The organism is Streptomyces sp. NPDC001407 (assembly GCF_042895325.1).
Lineage (GTDB): Bacteria > Actinomycetota > Actinomycetes > Streptomycetales > Streptomycetaceae > Streptomyces.
In genome coordinates, this window is the sequence record NZ_JBIAWF010000001.1 from 39,932 (window position 1) to 55,638 (window position 15,707).

Genomic DNA, 15,707 nt, shown 5'->3' on the forward strand with positions numbered 1-15,707 from the left:
AAACCGCGTTCCGCGGCCGCCTCCCGGCGGGGCCGGGGCGGGCGCGGCGCGTCACTCGACGCCGATGAGCAGCGGCGCCGTCTGCTGGCCCCCGCGGTAGACCACGGTGTCCACGGCGAGGTGGCCGTCGCGTACGTGCCGTTCCAGGCGGTCCGCGACGGAGCCGGGGACGCCCGCGCCGAGGACCAGGGTGACCATCTCGCCGCCCGCGGCGAGCATGCGGTCGAGGACGGTCTCGGCGGTGGCGGCGAGCTCCGTGCCAATGACGGCCACATCGCCGTCGATGAGGCCGAGCACGTCCCCGGCCTGGCAGATGCCGGCCATGGTCCAGGACTGCCGCTCGGCGACGGCCAGCTCGGCGTAGCGGGTGGCGCCCGCGGCGGCGGTCATGGCGACGACGTCCTCGTCGAAGCCGCGCTCCGGCTCGTGGACGGCGAGCGCGGCGATGCCCTGGACCGCGGAGCGGGTCGGGATGAGGGCGACGCGTACGCCTTCGGTGCGGGCCTGGTCGGCGGCGGCCGCGGCGGTGTGGCGCAGCTCGGGGTCGTTGGGCAGGAGCACCACCTCGCGGGCGTGCGCGCGCCGGATGGCCGCGACCAGCTCGCCGCTGGCGGGCACCTCGCCGGGCCCGGCCGGGACGACGGTGGCGCTGGCCTCGCCGCACAGCCCGGCCAGCCCGTCGCCGGGCACGACGGTGACGACGGCCCGCTGTACGGGCTCCCGCGTGCGGGCCGTGGTCCCGGCCGCGGGGCCGAAGTGGGTGATGCGGACGCGGTGGGGGCGCCCGGCCTCGATGCCGGCCTCGACGGCCGCTCCGGCGTCGTCGACGTGCACGTGGACGTTCCACAGGCCGTCGCCGCCGACGACGACGAGCGAGTCGCCGAGCGCGTCGAGCCGGGCCCGCAGGCGGGCGACGGCGGTGTCGTCGGCGTCCAGGAGGTAGATCACCTCGAAGGCGGGGGTGGCGTGGCCGCCGGGCGCGGGGCGGCAGCCGGTGGCGGATTCCGGCTCCGTCTCCGGCTCCGTGCGCCACACGCGCGTGGACGGCGCGTCGCCTCCGGCCTCCTGCCGCCCGGCGCGGTGGTGGCGTTCCCTGCGGGCCTCGGGCGGGGCGCTCTCGCCGGACAGCGCGCGGGAGAGCGCCCCCAGGACCTCCACCAGGCCGAGGCCGCCGGCGTCGACGACGCCTGCCTCGCCGAGCACGTCCAGCTGGCCGGGGGTGACCGCGAGGGCGGCGCGGGCCGCCTCGTCGGCGGCGCGGGCCACTTCCGGGGCGCCGCCGGGCGCCCGCGAGGCCGCCTTCGCCGCGGCGGCGGCGACGGTGAGCACCGTGCCCTCGACCGGCCGGGCCACGCCCTCGTAGGCGGACGCGACGGCCCGCCGCAGCGCCCGGCGCAGCGCCTCCCCGCCGTCGGGCCCGGCCGCGGGCTCCCCGGCCGCGAGGACCTCCGCCATGCCGCGCAGGAGCTGGGCCAGGATCGTGCCGGAGTTGCCGCGCGCGCCTATGAGGGCGCCGTGGGCCATGGCCCGTACGGCGTCGGGGAGGCCGGGGAGGCGGTCGCGGGCGGCCGGGTCCGCCGTAGCGTGGCCCTCGAAGACCGCCTCGACCGCGCGGGCTGCGGACTCGACGGTCAGATAGAGGTTGGTGCCGGTGTCGCCGTCCGCGACCGGATAGACGTTGATCGCGTCGATCTCCTCGCGGGCCCGCCCGAGCGCGTCGAGGGCCAGAGCGCACCAGGTGCGTACCGCGGTGGCGTCCAGCGTTTCCGGCACGTGTGTCCTCCTCGGACTCCTCGGGGCGGTGTGGCAGTGACCGGCAGCGTAGTCCCGCGGCGGGCCGGTGCGGGCGGCCGGTGGAAACCCCGCGGGCGAGGCCGGAGGAGGCGGGTCCGGCCCGCCGGTGCGGCCCCGGCCGGTGCCGGGCGGCCATGGTAGTTTCGTTGTACGGGAGCAGCCGATGTATGCTGCTCCGGTTGCCTGATGAAAATCAGGAACATCCCCTGATACTGCCGGTCACTCAGATTTCGGCACGCAGGGATTCACCGTACGTGCCTGTTGTTCCCGCGCAAGTGGGGATGACCCGTCTTTGGAGTAACCCGTGGCTGCCAACTGCGACGTCTGCGGCAAGGGGCCGGGCTTCGGCAACGCTATTTCGCACTCGCACCGCCGTACCCCCCGTCGTTGGAACCCCAACATCCAGCGGGTGCGCGCAGTGATCGGGCGCACGCCGAAGCGGATCAACGCCTGCACCTCGTGCATCAAGGCCGGCAAGGTCTCGCGCTGAAGCGCCTGACTTTTCCCGAGCAAGCGGACACCGGTCCACCTTTGGGTGGGCCGGTTTTTCGCATGTCCGGACGCGGTTGACGGAAGGCTCCCGGGGGCGCCCCGGGAGCCTTCCGTCGTACAGAAGCCTTCGTCGTCCAGAAGCTTGCGTCGTCTAGAAGCGCCAGCCGTGGTGCACGGGGCCGATCCCGGCGCCCAGCGGGAAGCCCGCGGCGATGGCCCCGGTGACGTACTCCTTGGCCGCCGCGACGGCCTCCGGCACCTCGCTGCCCTTGGCGAGTTCCGCGGCGACGGCGCTGGCGAGGGTGCAGCCGGTGCCGTGCGTGTGGTGGTTGTCGTGGCGGGGGGCGCGCAGCCAGTGTTCCTCGGTGCCGTCGGTCAGCAGGTCGACGGCCTCGGCGCCGTCCAGGTGGCCGCCCTTGACGAGCGCCCATGCCGGTCCGAAGGCGAGCACCGCCTCGGCGGCCCGGCGCAGGCCGGCCTCCTCGGTGACGTGGATGCCGGTGAGCCAGGCGACCTCGTCGAGGTTGGGGGTCGCGACGGTCGCCACGGGCAGCAGCTCGGTGCGCAGCGCGTCGAGCGCGGAGGCGGCGAGCAGCGGGTCGCCGTGCTTGGAGATGCCCACCGGGTCGACGACCACGGGGGCGTCGAGGCCGGTGAGGAGTTCCGCGACGGTCTCGACGAGTGCGGCCGAGGCGAGCATCCCGGTCTTCACGGCCTGGACGCCGATGTCGTCGACGACGCTGCGGTACTGCGCGCGCACCGCTTCGGCGGGCAGCGACCAGGCGCCCTGCACCCCGCGGGAGTTCTGCGCGGTGACGGCGGTGAGCACGCTCATGCCGTGCACGCCGAGGGCGAGCATCGTCTTGAGGTCGGCCTGGATGCCCGCACCGCCGCCGGAGTCGGATCCGGCGACGGTCAGCACGCGTGGAGGTATCGGCATGCCGCCGAATCTACTCGTCGGGCTCGGTGTCGCCGAAGTGGTCCCAGCCGCCGGTCTTGTCCCAGGGCGCGCCGTCGACGGTCACCTGCGGGAGCGCGGAGGGGCTGACGACCTCACCGATGACCTTCCAGCGGGCGGGGAGCTTCACGTCCGGCGGGAAGGTGGCCACGATCGCGTGGTCCTCTCCCCCGGTGAGCACCCACTGCAGGGGGTCGACGCCGACCGCCTGCCCGATGTCGGACATCTGGGTGGGGACGTCGATCGCGGCGGTCCGCAGGTCGATGCGGACCTTGCTGGCCTCGGCGATGTGCCCGAGGTCGGCGATCAGGCCGTCGCTGACGTCGGTCATCGCCGTGGCGCCGAGCCCGGCCGCGGCGGGGCCCGCGTGGTACGGCGGCTCCGGGCGCCGGTGCGCCTCGACGAAGGCGCGCGGCGAGCGGAAGCCCCGGACGAGCACGGCGAGTCCGGCGGCGGACCAGCCGAGCCAGCCGGTGACCGCGACGACGTCGCCGGGCTGTGCGCCGGAGCGGGTGACCGGCTCGTGGTTGCGCAGGTCGCCCAGGGCCGTGATGGCCACGGTGATGGTGTCGCCGCGCACCACGTCGCCGCCGACCACGGCGGCGCCCGCGACCTGGCACTCGTCGCGGATGCCGTCCATCAGCTCGGTCGGCCAGGTGGCGGGCAGTTCGGCGGGCACGACGAGGGCGAGCAGGACGGCGGTGGGGACCGCGCCCATGGCGGCGATGTCGGCGAGGTTCTGCGCGGCGGCCTTGCGGCCGACGTCGTACGCCGTGGACCAGTCGCGACGGAAGTGCCGCCCTTCCAGGAGCACGTCCGTACTGGCCACGACCCTCCGGTCGGGCGCAGCGACCACCGCGGCGTCGTCACCCGGCCCGAGCCGGACCGCCGGGGTGGTGGTGAGCCGGGAAGTAAGCTCTCTGATGAGCCCGAACTCCCCCAACTCGCCCACGGTGCCTTTCACTGAGCTCCTCCTAGGAGTATCGGTTGTGACATTCGCCGCGCCGCGCAGTCAGCGCGGGTCTCCCCGCGCCGTACGGCGACGCGGTACCGTGGCGTCTCTTCTCCCCACATGATCCTCGTAGCCGCCCTGGAGGTTCCGTGGTACAGGCGTACATCCTGATCCAGACCGAGGTCGGCAAAGCGTCGACCGTGGCCGAAGTCATCGGAAAGATCACGGGAGTGATCCAGGCCGAGGACGTGACCGGTCCGTACGACGTGATCGTGCGGGCCCAGGCCGAGACGGTCGACGAGCTCGGCCGGATGGTGGTCGCGAAGGTGCAGCAGGTGGAGGGCATCACCCGCACACTGACCTGCCCGGTCGTCCATCTGTAGGTCCCCCGTATGCTCGCCCGGTGAAGTTCTCGCCCCGCCGGTCGCTCGGCCTGCCCGCTGTCGTCGTACTGTTCGCCGCCGTTGGCTGTTCCTCGGGCAACGACACGGCGGGCCCGGCGGTTCCCACACCGCCGGCGCGGGCGGTCGAGCCCTGCCGGGCACTGCACAAGGCGCTTCCGGAGTCCGTGGACGGGCTGAAGCGGCGCGAGGCCGCTCCCGTCTCGGACTTCACCGCTGTCTGGGGCGACCCCGCGATCGCGCTGCGCTGCGGGGTGCGGCGCCCCGAGATCATCCGGGAGGGGTCCAAGACGTACGCGCCCTCCACGGGCTCGGTGGAGGCGGACGGTGTCGAGTGGCTGCCGGAGCGGCAGTCCGACGGGAGCATCCGCTGCACCACCGTGCACCGCGAGGTGTGGGTGGAGGTGACGCTGCCGAAGAAGGTCGCCGGTGACGCCGGCGATCTCGGTGCGCTCACCGATCTCGCCGACGCCGTCAAGAAGACGATCCCCTTCGGCTACGTCGACTAGCGCAGGCCCGTGGAGCGGCGCAGCGCCGCCTGCACGAGCGCGTCGACCAGCTCGGGGTAGCTCATGCCGCTCTCCTGCCACATCCGCGGGTACATCGAGATGGGCGTGAAGCCGGGCATGGTGTTGATCTCGTTGATGACGAACTCGCCGTCCTCGGTGAGGAAGAAGTCCGCGCGGACCAGGCCCTCGCAGGAGACGGCGTCGAAGGCCTGGACGGCCAGCTCCTGGACGCGCGCCGTCTGCTCCGGCGTCAGCGGCGCCGGGACGATGCCCGCGGCGGAGTCGATGTACTTCGCCTCGAAGTCGTAGAAGTCGTGGGCGGTGACCGGCGGGATCTCGGCCGGGAGGCTCGCGCGCGGCCCGTCCTCGAGCTCCAGCACGCCGCACTCGATCTCCCGGCCGCGCAGCAGCGACTCCACGATGATCTTGGGGTCGTGGCGCTGGGCCTCGGCGATGGCGTCGTCCAGGCCGGCGATGTCGTCGACCTTGGTGATGCCCATGGAGGAGCCGGCGCGGGCGGGCTTCACGAAGAGCGGCCAGCCGTGCTCACCGGCGAAGTCGACGATCTTCTTGCGGGCGGCGGCCGGATCGGCCTGCCACTCGCGCGGGCGGACCACCTCGTACGGGCCGACGGGCAGGCCGTAGGAGATGAAGACCCGCTTCATGTACTCCTTGTCCTGGCCGACGGCCGAGGCGAGCACACCGGCGCCCACGTAGGGGATGCCGGAGAGCTCCAGCATGCCCTGGAGGGTGCCGTCCTCGCCGTACGGGCCGTGCAGCACGGGGAAGACGACGTCGACCTCGCCCAGCACCTTGGGGACGGCGCCCGGCTCGGTGTAGACGACCTCGCGGGAGGCGGGGTCGACCGGGAGCACGACGGTGCCGTCGGGCGAGCGGTCGAGCTCGGCGACGCTCGGCAGCGTGCGGCCGTCGATGGCCATCCGCTCGGGGTCGTCGGCGGTGAGCGCCCAACGGCCGTCGGTGGTAATGCCGATCGGCAGCACGTCGTACTTCGTACGGTCGATCGCGCCCATGACGGCGCCGGCGGTGACGACGGAGATCGCGTGCTCGGAACTGCGACCGCCGAACACGACCGCGATGCGCGGCTTACGGCTCCGGTCAGGGCTCTGGGTGGTGGTCTCGCTGCTCATATCGCGACGAGACTACCTGGTGGTACGGGGTGCGTCAGTGCCGCTCGGGCTTGGCGCTGCGCGACATCAGCTCCTTGAGGGCCACCAGCGGCGGCTTCCCCTCGTGCACGATCTCCACGACGGTCTCCGTGATCGGCATGTCGACGTCGTGCCGGCGCGCCAGATCCAGCACGGATTCACAGGACTTGACGCCCTCGGCGGTCTGCTTGGTGACCGCGATGGTCTCGGCGAGGGTCATGCCGCGGCCGAGGTTGGTGCCGAAGGTGTGGTTGCGGGAGAGCGGCGAGGAGCAGGTGGCCACGAGGTCGCCCATCCCGGCGAGGCCGGCGAAGGTGTGCGCGTCGGCGCCCATGGCGAGGCCGAGCCGGGTCGTCTCGGCCAGGCCGCGGGTGATGAGCGACGCCTTGGCGTTGTCGCCGAGGCCCATGCCGTCGGCGATGCCGACGGCGAGCGCGATGACGTTCTTGACGGCGCCGCCCAGTTCGCAGCCGACGACGTCGGTGTTGGTGTAGGGGCGGAAGTACGGGGTGTGGCAGGCCGTCTGGAGCCGCTTGGCCACGCTCTCGTCCCGGCAGGCCACGACGGCCGCGGCGGGCTGCCTGGCGGCGATCTCCTTGGCGAGGTTGGGGCCGGTGAGGACGGCGACGCGGTCGGCGGAGACCTTGGCGACCTCCTCGACGACCTCGCTCATCCGCTTGGCGGTGCCCAGTTCGACGCCCTTCATCAGGGAGACGAGGACGGTGTCGGCGGCCAGCAGGGGCGCCCACTCGGTGAGGTTGCCGCGCAGGGTCTGCGAGGGCACGGCGAGGACGGTGAAGTCCGCGCCGGCGGCGGCCTCGGCGGGGTCGGTGGTGGCCCGCACGGCCGCGGGGAGCTCGGTGCCGGGGAGGTAGTCGGGGTTGACGCGGGTGGTGTTGATCGCCGTCACCAGGGATTCCCGGCGGCCCCACATCGTCACCTCGCAGCCCGCGTCGGCGAGGATCATCGCGAAGGCGGTGCCCCAGGATCCGGTGCCGTAGACGGCGCAGCGCGTCACTTGGTGTCCTCCTGGGCCTGGCGGGCCGCGGCGCGGGCCTTGCGGTGGCTGTACGGCTCCGCGGGGGCACTCTCGCCGCGGAGTTCGGCGAGGAGGGCGGTGATGGCGGCCATGATGTCGTCGGTGGCGGCGCGCAGCACCTCGGCGGTGGGTTCCTTGCCGTAGTACGCGGAGAGGTCGACGGGCGGGCCCGCGAGGACCTTGAGCGTCTTGCGGGGGAAGAGCCGGAGCTTGTTCTCCTTGGCGTACGGCGGCATGGCCTCGTTGGCGCCCCACTGGGCGACCGGGATGACGGGCGCCTGCGTGAGCAGTGCCACACGGGCGGCGCCGGTCTTGCCCTCCATCGGCCACATGTCGGGGTCGCGGGTGAGGGTGCCCTCGGGGTAGAAGGCCACGCACTCGCCCTTGTTGATGGCGTCGACGGCGGCACGGAAGGCGGTGGCGGCGTCGGTGGTCTCGCGGTAGACCGGGATCTGCCCGGTGCCGCGCAGCACGGCGCCGACGAAGCTGCCCTTGAACAGCGCCGCCTTGGCCAGGAAGCGGGGGACGCGGCCGGTGTTGTACTGGAAGTGCGCGTAGGAGAGCGGGTCGAGATACGAGTTGTGGTTGACCGCGGTGATAAACCCGCCGTCGGCCGGAATGTGCTCCATTCCGCGCCAGTCCCGCTTGAACAGAACCACGAGCGGCGGTTTTGCCAACACCGCCGTAAAGCGGTACCAGAAGCCGATTCTGTGGCGGGACACTCGGACACCCTTCTCTTGGGACCTGGGGGCTGTATGAACCCGGGGGCCGCACAAGTGTCGCCCCAGGTACCCGGTCTGTCGAGAACACCGTAACCCCGCGCCCCTCGCACGACTGCGGCAGCGGGTGACAATGAGGCTGATGCGAAGAGAGGGGGCGGATGTGGCCTGGACCCTGGTGGTGCCGCTGAAGCCGCTGTCCCAGGCCAAGAGCCGTCTCGCGCAGGGCACCGGGCACGCTCCGCGGCCCGCCCTCGCGCTGGCGTTCGCCCTGGACACGGTGGCGGCCGCGCTGGCCTGTCCGGCGGTGGGGGGTGTGGTGGTCGTCACGGACGATCCGCTGGCCGGTGCGGAGCTGACGGCGCTCGGCGCCCGGGTGCTGCCCGAGCCGGCGGAGTCCGGCGGGCTGAACGGCGCGCTGGCGCACGGCGCGCGCACCGTGCGGGCGCACAGTCCGCGGTCCGCGGTGGCGACGCTCAACGCGGATCTGCCGGCGCTGCGTCCGGTGGAACTCGGGCGGGTGCTCGATTGCGCGGCGGAATTCCCGCGGGCTTTTCTCGCGGACGCGGCGGGAATCGGGACGACGCTTCTCTCGGCGGCTCCCGGAATGGAATTGGCTCCGGCGTTCGAGGGCCGTTCGCGCGCCCGTCACCGTGCGTCGGGGGCCCGCGAGATCGAGCTCACGGGGGTCGACTCCGTGCGCCAGGACGTGGACACGGAATCCGATCTGCGGGCGGCGCGGGCGCTGGGGCTCGGCCCGCGGACGGCCGCCGCGGCGGCGGGGCTGCCGGTGCGCGGACCCGGCCGGGCCGGCCAGGCGGTGCCGTGAGGGATTTCCCGGTTCGGTGAAGTCCGGTGCGGTCCGACAGGACCCCGGAGCTCGACCGGCCACGGCGCGGCCGCGGACGGCTTACCGCACTTCCGGCGGAGCGCATAGGCTCGCCCCATGCAGGCCACCGCGTACACCTACGACCCTTCGACCCGCTCCGGCAGCGTGCTGCTGGACGACGGCACCCCGGTGCCCTTCGACACCGCGGCGTTCGACGCCGGCGGCCTGCGGCTGCTGCGGCCCGGCCAGCGCGTACGGATCGAGTACGCGGAAGGCGAGGCCGAGAGCGCCGGGAACATCTCCCTGGTGACGCTCCAGACCTTCTGAACGGCCCTCCAGGGGCCGCGACACACACCGCGGGCCGGGCTCCCCGGAGGGAGCCCGGCCCGGCGCGTGACGCGGTCGCAGCCTTACTTCTTGGCGGCGGCCTTCTTGGCGGTGGTCTTGCGCGCCGTGGTCTTGCGCGCCGGAGCCTTGGTCGCCGTGGCCTTCTTGGCGGGCGCGGTCTTCTTCGCAGCCGCCTTCTTGGTGGTGGCGGTCGCCTTCTTGGCCGTGGTGGCCTTCTTGGCGGTCGCCTTGGTGGCCGTGGCCTTCTTGGCCGGGGTGGCCTTCTTCGCCGTGGTCTTCTTCGCGGCGGCCTTGGTGGCGGTGGCCGTCGTCTTCTTGGCGGTGGTCTTCTTCGCCGTGGTCTTCTTCGCGACGGCCGTGGTCTTCTTCGCCGTGGCCTTCTTGGCGGTGGCCTTCTTGGCCGCGGCCTTGGCCGTCACCTTGGTGCCGCCCGAAAGGCTGCCCTTGGGCGCCTTCTTCACGGCGACATCGTTCTTCGGCAGCTTCTTCGAGCCGCTCACCAGGTCCTTGAAGCCCTGGCCCGCGCGGAAGCGCGGCACGGACGTCTTCTTGACCCGCACGCGCTCACCCGTCTGCGGGTTGCGGGCGTAACGGGCCGGACGGTCGACCTTCTCGAACGAGCCGAAGCCGGTGACCGAGACCCGGTCCCCGGCGACAACTGCACGGACGATCGCGTCGAGTACCGCGTCGACCGCGTCTGCGGCCTGCTGACGGCCACCGAGCTTGTCGGCAATCGCTTCAACGAGCTGCGCCTTGTTCACGTCTTCCCCTTCGGAGACATTGCTGGAACGAATGCGTTCCAGCCTTTTCGCACGTTAGGCAGATATATACCGCAAATCAAACACGAAACGGTCTAATCACCCTTGTGCCGCAACGAACTCGACCATCACGGAGTTCCGTCACGGTCGGGCTCTTCGGGGAAACGGCCCTCGTCGAGGTCGTTCATCAGCCGGTCCAGACGCTTTGCCGCGCCTGAGAGATCGTGCTTTGCCGCAGCCGTGATGGCCAGCAGCTTCCGGGACAGCGCCATCCGTACGCCCTCCGGGACTTGCAGTGTGCGCACCCTGGTGTGCGCTTGCTTGAGTTGGTCGGCGACGAGCCGGTAAAGCTCGAGTTGGCTGTCGCGTTCCATGCACCGATTGTGCCATCTGAGGCGAGTTGTCGCTTCACAGGGCCTCAACAAAGCGATGCGCCCCCTGTCCGAAGACAGGGGGCGCATCATGTCAAACCCTGGGTGAGCAGCGAAAATCCGGGTCCCCGCAAGCGTGTCGGCCGGCGGCCGGACGGGCTCGAAATCCGTGTCAGAACTGGGCCGTGGATGGCTTGTACGCGGGCCTGCGGGCCTCGAAGGCGGCGATGTCGGCCTCGTGCCGGAGGGTCAGGCCGATGTCGTCCAGCCCCTCCAGCAGACGTCGGCGGGCGTTCTCGTCAAGCTCAAAATCAGCCGTGATGCCCGCGGCCCGGACCTGGCGCCCGACGAGGTCGACCGTCACCTCGGCGGTGGGGTCCGATTCGGTCAGCTGCCAGAGGGCGTCGACGGTCTCCTGGGGCAGGACGACGGTCAGCAGCCCGTTCTTGAGGGAGTTCCCGCGGAAGATGTCCGCGAACCGGGCGGAGACGACGGCCTTGAAGCCGTAGTTCTGCAGCGCCCAGACGGCGTGTTCGCGGGAGGAGCCGGTACCGAAGTCGGGGCCGGCCACCAGGACGGTGGCGCCCTGGCGCTCCGGGCGGTTCAGCACGAACTCCGGGTCCTTGCGCCACGCCTCGAAGAGTCCGTCCTCGAAGCCGTCGCGGGTGACCTTCTTGAGCCAGTGCGCCGGGATGATCTGGTCGGTGTCGACATTGCCGCGGCGCAGCGGTACGGCCCGGCCGGTGTGCGTGGTGAAGGCTTCCATGTCTCTCAGACCCCTACGGAAGTGCGTACGTCGGACGCGTCGGTCAGGTCGGCCGGGGAGGCCAGCGTGCCCAGGACCGCGGTGGCGGCGGCGACCTGGGGCGAGACCAGGTGGGTGCGGCCGCCCTTGCCCTGCCTGCCCTCGAAGTTGCGGTTGGAGGTCGACGCGGACCTCTCGCCGGGCGCGAGTTGGTCGGGGTTCATGCCCAGGCACATGGAGCAACCCGCGTGCCGCCATTCGGCCCCGGCGGCGGTGAACACCTTGTCCAGCCCTTCCGCGACGGCCTGGAGGGAGACGCGCACGGACCCGGGGACGACCAGCATCCGGACGCCGTCGGCGACGCGCCGGCCGTCGAGGACGGCGGCCGCGGCGCGCAGGTCCTCGATGCGGCCGTTGGTGCAGGAGCCCACGAAGACGGTGTCCACACGGATGTCGCGCAGTGCCTGACCCGCCGTCAACCCCATGTATTCCAGGGCCTTTTCGGCGGCGAGGCGGTCGGATGGGTCGGCGTAGGAGGCCGGGTCCGGGACCTTCGCCGACAGGGGCGCGCCCTGGCCCGGGTTGGTGCCCCAGGTGACGAACGGCGAGAGCTCGGTGGCGTCGATGACCACCTCGTGGTCGAAGACGGCGTCGTCGTCGGTGCGCAGGGTGCGCCAGTAGGCGACGGCCTCGTCCCAGTCGGCGCCCCGGGGTGCGTGGGGGCGGCCTTCGAGGTAGGCGAAGGTGGTGTCGTCGGGGGCGATCATCCCGGCGCGGGCGCCCGCTTCGATGGACATGTTGCAGACGGTCATGCGCGCTTCCATCGAGAGCTTCTCGATGGCCGGGCCGCGGTACTCGATGACGTAACCCTGGCCGCCGCCGGTGCCGATGCGGGCGATGACCGCCAGGATCAGGTCCTTGGCCGTGACGCCCTCGGGCAGTTCGCCCTCGACGGTGACGGCCATGGTCCGGAAGGGGGCCAGCGGCAGGGTCTGGGTGGCGAGGACGTGCTCGACCTGGCTGGTGCCGATGCCGAACGCCAGCGCGCCGAAGGCGCCGTGGGTGGAGGTGTGGCTGTCGCCGCAGACGACCGTGGTGCCGGGCTGGGTCAGGCCCAGCTGCGGTCCCACCACGTGGACCACGCCCTGCTCGACGTCGCCCAGCGGGTGCAGCCGCACGCCGAACTCCGCGCAGTTTTTGCGCAGGGTCTCCAGCTGGATGCGGGAGACGGGGTCCGCGATCGGCTTGTCGATGTCGAGGGTGGGCGTGTTGTGGTCCTCGGTGGCGATGGTGAGGTCGAGGCGGCGGACCGGGCGGCCCTCCTTGCGCAGCCCGTCGAACGCCTGCGGGCTGGTCACCTCGTGGAGCAGGTGCAGATCGATGAAGAGGAGATCGGGCTCGCCCTCGGCGCGCGTGACGACGTGGTCGTCCCAGACCTTCTCCGCGAGTGTCCGTCCCATCGCTGTCCCTCCGGCCGGCGTGAGGCGCCGGTCCCATTCGTGTGGCTCGTGGGTTGCTGTTCCTCCAGGTTGGCGGGTTCGCCGGAAAATTGAACTTGCGTTTCACACTGTGAGACGTGAGTATCGTTTCATGGACAACTCTGGTGGCGCCTCGAGCGGTGTGGGCGTACTCGACAAAGCGGCTCTGGTTCTGAGCGCTCTGGAGTCCGGTCCGGCGACGCTGGCCGGACTGGTCACGGCGACCGGGCTCGCGCGCCCGACGGCGCACCGGCTGGCGGTCGCGCTGGAGCACCACCGCATGGTGGCGCGGGACATGCAGGGCCGTTTCATCCTCGGCCCCCGGCTGAGCGAGCTCGCCGCCGCGGCGGGCGAGGACCGGCTGCTGGCCACGGCCGGCCCGGTGCTCACGCACCTGCGGGACGTGACGGGCGAGAGCGCACAGCTCTACCGCCGGCAGGGCGACATGCGGATCTGTGTGGCGGCGGCGGAGCGGCTGTCCGGACTGCGGGACACCGTGCCGGTCGGCTCGACGCTGCCGATGAAGGCCGGTTCGGCGGCACAGGTACTGATGGCGTGGGAGGAGCCCGAGCGGCTGCACCGCGGCCTCCAGGGGGCCCGCTTCACGGCGACGGCGCTCTCGGGCGTGCGGCGGCGCGGCTGGGCCCAGTCGATCGGCGAGCGGGAGCCGGGCGTCGCCTCGGTCTCCGCGCCCGTGCGGGGCCCGTCCAACCGCGTGGTCGCCGCCGTCTCGGTCTCCGGACCCATCGAGCGCCTGACCCGGCACCCGGGCCGGATGCACGCCCAGGCGGTCATCGACGCGGCCGTGCGCCTCAGCGAGGCCCTGCGCCGCAACGGCTGAGCGGCGGGACCTCGCGCGAAAGCCCTGTGAGGGCGGGCACGGCGCCCGCCCTCACAGGGCTTCCGCGTCCGTCGGCCCCGCGACGCACAGGGTGATCCCGGTCCCGCCGCCCCGGAGCCGTACGTCCAGGGACACGCAGAGGCGGCGGGCGAGCCAGAGGCCGTCCTCGCCGCCCCGGTCGGCCCCGGGCGGGAGACAGCCCGCGAGCGCGGGCACGGGGGCGCTGTGCGGCCCGGGACGCCAGAGGTCGTACACCAGAGCCCCCGGCTCCTCCCAGGCGCTCAGCGTGACCCGCGTGCCCTCCGCGGTGTCCAGCAGGTGGCCGGCGGCCTCGTGGACGGCGAGCTCGGCCAGGGCGAGCCGCTCGCCGGTCAGCCCCGCGGCGGCGGCCCGTGCGCGGGCGAAGCGGCGCACGGCGGCGAGGTCGGCGGTCGGAGGGGCCGCCACGGCCGTGGGCGGCGGCGGGAGGTCCGGGGGCGGTACGGACGCCGTGTAGTCCGCGGGGTCTCGGTAGGCGGCGCAGGGGGTCACGTGTTCGCCGTCCAGCCGCGCCGGGTGGGTCGCGCAGGCCGCCTCGGCCACGTCGGCCGGCACAGTGCGGGTGTCGTACGGGCAGACCATCCACAGCGGCAGCGGGGCCAGCAGCAGGTTCAGGCCGGACTCCATGCGTTTCCACTCGGCGGTCTGGCGGCCGGATCTGCCGCCCCACACCGGTTCGGCGATCATCCGCATCCGCCGGCCGGGCCGGGCCCGGCGCTCGTGGTGGTGCAGGAAGGCGTGGACCCGCTCGACCGGCCTGCGGCCGAAGTACGCGGTCTCGGCGGTGTCCAGGGCGTACGCGCCGTCCCCGAGGGCGGCGCGCAGCAGCTCGATGTTGGCGGGCGTCGTCGCGGCCAGCACGGGTTCCCCGGCGGCCAGTCCGGCGCGGACGAAGGGCACCGCCATGGCCAGGAACTCCGTGTCGCTCCCGTACAGACAGGCGTGGTGGACGAACCCCTGCCCGGCTCCGGGCCCCGCGTGCTCAGCAGGCATGGGCGGCCCCCAGCCGCAGGCCCGGGGTCCGGTCCCAGCCGATGAGGGTGATGACGTGCAGCAGATGGGGCGGCATCCCGGCCAGTTCGACGGTGCAGTGGCGGGCGGCGCGGGCCCTGGCGAAGGTCATCAGCAGCCGCAGCCCGGTCAGGTCGAGGAATTCCACCCGGGACATCTCCAGGCGGACGTCGCCCCGGACGGCGGCGACGGACTGGAGGGCGTCGCGCAGGTGCCGGTGCGAGGCGGTGTCGACCACCCCCTCGATGCGCAGGCCCGGCGGGTCGAAGGTGCGGACGACGACGAGTTCGGCGGTGCGGATGAGGGGATCCACTTCGACGCTCCTGGGATGAGCCGATGCGAAGGCGTCCAGGGCGGCGGGGTCGCAGCGGCGGGTGTCGCACTGGCAGACCGCCAGCGCCTCCCCGGAGCCGAACTCCGCGGCCAGCAGGGCCTCGTAGCGCAGCAGCCGGGAGACGTCCCGGCCGTCGCACAGAGCGGTGCACAACTCCCCCGTGACGCGCAGCGCGCGGTAACCCTCGCTGCGGGACCGGTCGACGGCCTCCCGCAGCGAGCCGACTAACGCGGCGGGGTCCAACTCGCCCTGCCGCGGGGAGAGCTCGGCCGTGCGGAGCACCTCCAGCTGCCCGGCGGGCACCGGGGGCGGTCCGGTGAAGCGGCACTGCTCCAGCAGTTCGCCCGGCCCCTCGGGGCCGTCCGCGCCCGCGAGATAGAGGATCTTGTGCTTCGCGTCCAGGCCCGCGAGCAGGAATCCCCGCAGAACCGACGCCTGTTCCTCGTCCGAGGCGTAGAGAGCGCAGACGTGGTCACCGGGGCGGAGGTCACCGACGTGAACCGTGCCGGCCGTGCCGCTCGTGCCGCCGAGGTGTCGCGCGCCGTCGGTATGGGCCATGCGTGGATTATCGGGCCCGGTACGTGCCTGCGGAACCCCACACGAAAAAATGCCCCCCGCTTATGCGGGAGGCATCTTTCCTTTTTGTACCCCCGACCGGATTCGAACCGGCGCTACCGCCTTGAGAGGGCGGCGTGCTAGGCCGCTACACAACGGGGGCCTGCTTTGCAGAGCTGTCGCTCTCTGCGCTGGGCTACCAGGACTCGAACCTAGACTAAGGGAACCAGAAACCCTCGTGCTGCCAATTACACCATAGCCCATGGTGTTACCCGTACCCCCGACCGGATTCGAACCGGCGCTACCGCCTTGAGAGGGCGGCGTGCTAGGCCGCTACACAACGGGGGCCCTAGCGATCCATTCCT

Annotated in this window: 18 protein-coding genes and 3 tRNA genes; 6 read left to right on the top strand and 15 right to left on the bottom strand. The window is 72.5% G+C overall.

Features of this window, described 5'->3' with window-relative positions; all coding sequences use genetic code 11:
- Window positions 1–51: 51 nt before the first annotated feature.
- Complete coding sequence (locus ACFY1P_RS00190; RefSeq protein WP_390749226.1) at window positions 52–1,773, bottom strand: DAK2 domain-containing protein; 1,722 nt, start codon at window positions 1,771–1,773, stop codon at window positions 52–54.
- 325 nt (window positions 1,774–2,098) lie between these two features.
- Between ACFY1P_RS00190 and rpmB the strand changes: the two genes are divergently transcribed.
- Window positions 2,099–2,284, top strand: coding sequence for a 50S ribosomal protein L28 (gene rpmB, locus ACFY1P_RS00195; protein WP_087926075.1), 186 nt, complete (start codon window positions 2,099–2,101; stop codon window positions 2,282–2,284).
- A gap of 153 nt (window positions 2,285–2,437) precedes the next feature.
- Here rpmB and thiD read toward each other — a convergent pair whose 3' ends face one another.
- The gene (gene thiD / locus ACFY1P_RS00200; protein WP_390749227.1) at window positions 2,438–3,226 is read right to left on the bottom strand and encodes a bifunctional hydroxymethylpyrimidine kinase/phosphomethylpyrimidine kinase; all 789 of its coding nucleotides are present in this window, start codon (window positions 3,224–3,226) and stop codon (window positions 2,438–2,440) included.
- Between the two features lie 10 nt (window positions 3,227–3,236).
- Window positions 3,237–4,208, bottom strand: coding sequence for a thiamine-phosphate kinase (locus tag ACFY1P_RS00205; RefSeq protein ID WP_361527674.1), 972 nt, complete (start codon window positions 4,206–4,208; stop codon window positions 3,237–3,239).
- 137 nt (window positions 4,209–4,345) lie between these two features.
- On the opposite strand from ACFY1P_RS00205, the gene ACFY1P_RS00210 reads away from it, so the two are divergent.
- Both ACFY1P_RS00210 and ACFY1P_RS00215 read left to right on the top strand, forming a co-directional pair.
- On the top strand, window positions 4,346–4,579 hold the full coding sequence (locus ACFY1P_RS00210) for an Lrp/AsnC ligand binding domain-containing protein (protein WP_361527676.1): 234 nt from the start codon (window positions 4,346–4,348) through the stop codon (window positions 4,577–4,579).
- A 20-nt stretch (window positions 4,580–4,599) separates the two neighbouring features.
- A complete protein-coding gene (locus tag ACFY1P_RS00215) occupies window positions 4,600–5,106 on the top strand; it encodes a DUF3515 domain-containing protein (protein WP_390749228.1) in 507 nt (168 codons plus the stop codon).
- Here the strand turns inward: ACFY1P_RS00215 and ACFY1P_RS00220 are convergent.
- Genes ACFY1P_RS00220 through ACFY1P_RS00230 form a run of 3 tightly spaced genes read right to left on the bottom strand, consistent with a single transcriptional unit; the run spans window position 5,103 to window position 8,036 of the window.
- Complete coding sequence (locus ACFY1P_RS00220) at window positions 5,103–6,257, bottom strand: D-alanine--D-alanine ligase family protein (protein WP_390749229.1); 1,155 nt, start codon at window positions 6,255–6,257, stop codon at window positions 5,103–5,105. The genes ACFY1P_RS00215 and ACFY1P_RS00220 overlap by 4 nt on opposite strands.
- 34 nt (window positions 6,258–6,291) lie before the next feature.
- Window positions 6,292–7,293: an NAD(P)H-dependent glycerol-3-phosphate dehydrogenase gene (locus tag ACFY1P_RS00225; protein ID WP_361527682.1), complete on the bottom strand. Its 1,002-nt coding sequence runs from the start codon at window positions 7,291–7,293 to the stop codon at window positions 6,292–6,294.
- Complete coding sequence (locus ACFY1P_RS00230) at window positions 7,290–8,036, bottom strand: lysophospholipid acyltransferase family protein (protein ID WP_361527684.1); 747 nt, start codon at window positions 8,034–8,036, stop codon at window positions 7,290–7,292. Before ACFY1P_RS00230 ends, ACFY1P_RS00225 begins: the two co-directional genes overlap by 4 nt.
- Window positions 8,037–8,196: 160 nt before the next feature.
- Here ACFY1P_RS00230 and cofC point away from each other — a divergent pair, with 160 nt between their 5' ends.
- A complete protein-coding gene (gene cofC, locus ACFY1P_RS00235; RefSeq protein WP_390749537.1) occupies window positions 8,197–8,862 on the top strand; it encodes a 2-phospho-L-lactate guanylyltransferase in 666 nt (221 codons plus the stop codon).
- Between the two features lie 117 nt (window positions 8,863–8,979).
- Window positions 8,980–9,189 carry a hypothetical protein gene (locus tag ACFY1P_RS00240; RefSeq protein WP_361527688.1) on the top strand — a complete coding sequence of 70 codons (210 nt, stop codon included), beginning with the start codon at window positions 8,980–8,982 and terminating at the stop codon, window positions 9,187–9,189.
- 83 nt (window positions 9,190–9,272) lie between these two features.
- Here the strand turns inward: ACFY1P_RS00240 and ACFY1P_RS00245 are convergent, their stop codons facing one another.
- From ACFY1P_RS00245 to leuC, 4 genes are all read right to left on the bottom strand, one after another.
- Complete coding sequence (locus ACFY1P_RS00245) at window positions 9,273–9,971, bottom strand: HU family DNA-binding protein (protein ID WP_361527690.1); 699 nt, start codon at window positions 9,969–9,971, stop codon at window positions 9,273–9,275.
- A 125-nt stretch (window positions 9,972–10,096) separates the two neighbouring features.
- Entirely contained in the window at window positions 10,097–10,342 is a 246-nt protein-coding gene (locus ACFY1P_RS00250) for a hypothetical protein (protein ID WP_116214085.1), read from the bottom strand.
- 169 nt (window positions 10,343–10,511) lie between these two features.
- Entirely contained in the window at window positions 10,512–11,105 is a 594-nt protein-coding gene (gene leuD / locus ACFY1P_RS00255; protein WP_361527692.1) for a 3-isopropylmalate dehydratase small subunit, read from the bottom strand.
- A gap of 5 nt (window positions 11,106–11,110) precedes the next feature.
- Window positions 11,111–12,544 carry a 3-isopropylmalate dehydratase large subunit gene (gene leuC / locus ACFY1P_RS00260; protein ID WP_361527694.1) on the bottom strand — a complete coding sequence of 478 codons (1,434 nt, stop codon included), beginning with the start codon at window positions 12,542–12,544 and terminating at the stop codon, window positions 11,111–11,113.
- Between the two features lie 130 nt (window positions 12,545–12,674).
- Between leuC and ndgR the strand changes: the two genes are divergently transcribed.
- A complete protein-coding gene (gene ndgR, locus ACFY1P_RS00265) occupies window positions 12,675–13,403 on the top strand; it encodes an IclR family transcriptional regulator NdgR (RefSeq protein WP_087926089.1) in 729 nt (242 codons plus the stop codon).
- A 51-nt stretch (window positions 13,404–13,454) separates the two neighbouring features.
- On the opposite strand, the gene ACFY1P_RS00270 is transcribed toward ndgR, so the two are convergent.
- The 5 genes from ACFY1P_RS00270 to ACFY1P_RS00290 all read right to left on the bottom strand — a co-directional run bounded on the left by ACFY1P_RS00270 (window position 13,455) and on the right by ACFY1P_RS00290 (window position 15,690).
- Window positions 13,455–14,435, bottom strand: coding sequence for an anti-sigma factor RsbA family regulatory protein (locus ACFY1P_RS00270; protein WP_390749230.1), 981 nt, complete (start codon window positions 14,433–14,435; stop codon window positions 13,455–13,457).
- Window positions 14,425–15,345 (bottom strand): MEDS domain-containing protein, encoded by a 921-nt coding sequence (locus ACFY1P_RS00275; protein ID WP_390749231.1) that lies wholly within the window; start codon window positions 15,343–15,345, stop codon window positions 14,425–14,427. The genes ACFY1P_RS00270 and ACFY1P_RS00275 overlap by 11 nt, the downstream gene beginning before the upstream one ends.
- Before the next feature lie 87 nt (window positions 15,346–15,432).
- Window positions 15,433–15,505: transfer RNA gene (locus ACFY1P_RS00280), tRNA-Glu, on the bottom strand.
- Window positions 15,506–15,533: 28 nt separating this feature from the next.
- Window positions 15,534–15,605: transfer RNA gene (locus ACFY1P_RS00285), tRNA-Gln, on the bottom strand.
- 12 nt (window positions 15,606–15,617) lie between these two features.
- A tRNA-Glu gene (locus ACFY1P_RS00290) sits at window positions 15,618–15,690 on the bottom strand.
- Window positions 15,691–15,707: the final 17 nt, after the last annotated feature.

Excerpts from the sequence above, each read along its gene's own strand:
- thiD (WP_390749227.1), bottom strand. The coding sequence starts at position 3,226 with ATGCCGATACCTCCACGCGTGCTGACCGTCGCCGGATCCGACTCCGGC.
- ACFY1P_RS00220 (WP_390749229.1), bottom strand. The coding sequence starts at position 6,257 with ATGAGCAGCGAGACCACCACCCAGAGCCCTGACCGGAGCCGTAAGCCG.
- ACFY1P_RS00240 (WP_361527688.1), top strand. The coding sequence starts at position 8,980 with ATGCAGGCCACCGCGTACACCTACGACCCTTCGACCCGCTCCGGCAGC.
- ACFY1P_RS00250 (WP_116214085.1), bottom strand. The coding sequence starts at position 10,342 with ATGGAACGCGACAGCCAACTCGAGCTTTACCGGCTCGTCGCCGACCAA.
- leuD (WP_361527692.1), bottom strand. The coding sequence starts at position 11,105 with ATGGAAGCCTTCACCACGCACACCGGCCGGGCCGTACCGCTGCGCCGC.
- leuC (WP_361527694.1), bottom strand. The coding sequence starts at position 12,544 with ATGGGACGGACACTCGCGGAGAAGGTCTGGGACGACCACGTCGTCACG.
- ndgR (WP_087926089.1), top strand. The coding sequence starts at position 12,675 with ATGGACAACTCTGGTGGCGCCTCGAGCGGTGTGGGCGTACTCGACAAA.
- ACFY1P_RS00270 (WP_390749230.1), bottom strand. The coding sequence starts at position 14,435 with ATGCCTGCTGAGCACGCGGGGCCCGGAGCCGGGCAGGGGTTCGTCCAC.
- ACFY1P_RS00275 (WP_390749231.1), bottom strand. The coding sequence starts at position 15,345 with ATGGCCCATACCGACGGCGCGCGACACCTCGGCGGCACGAGCGGCACG.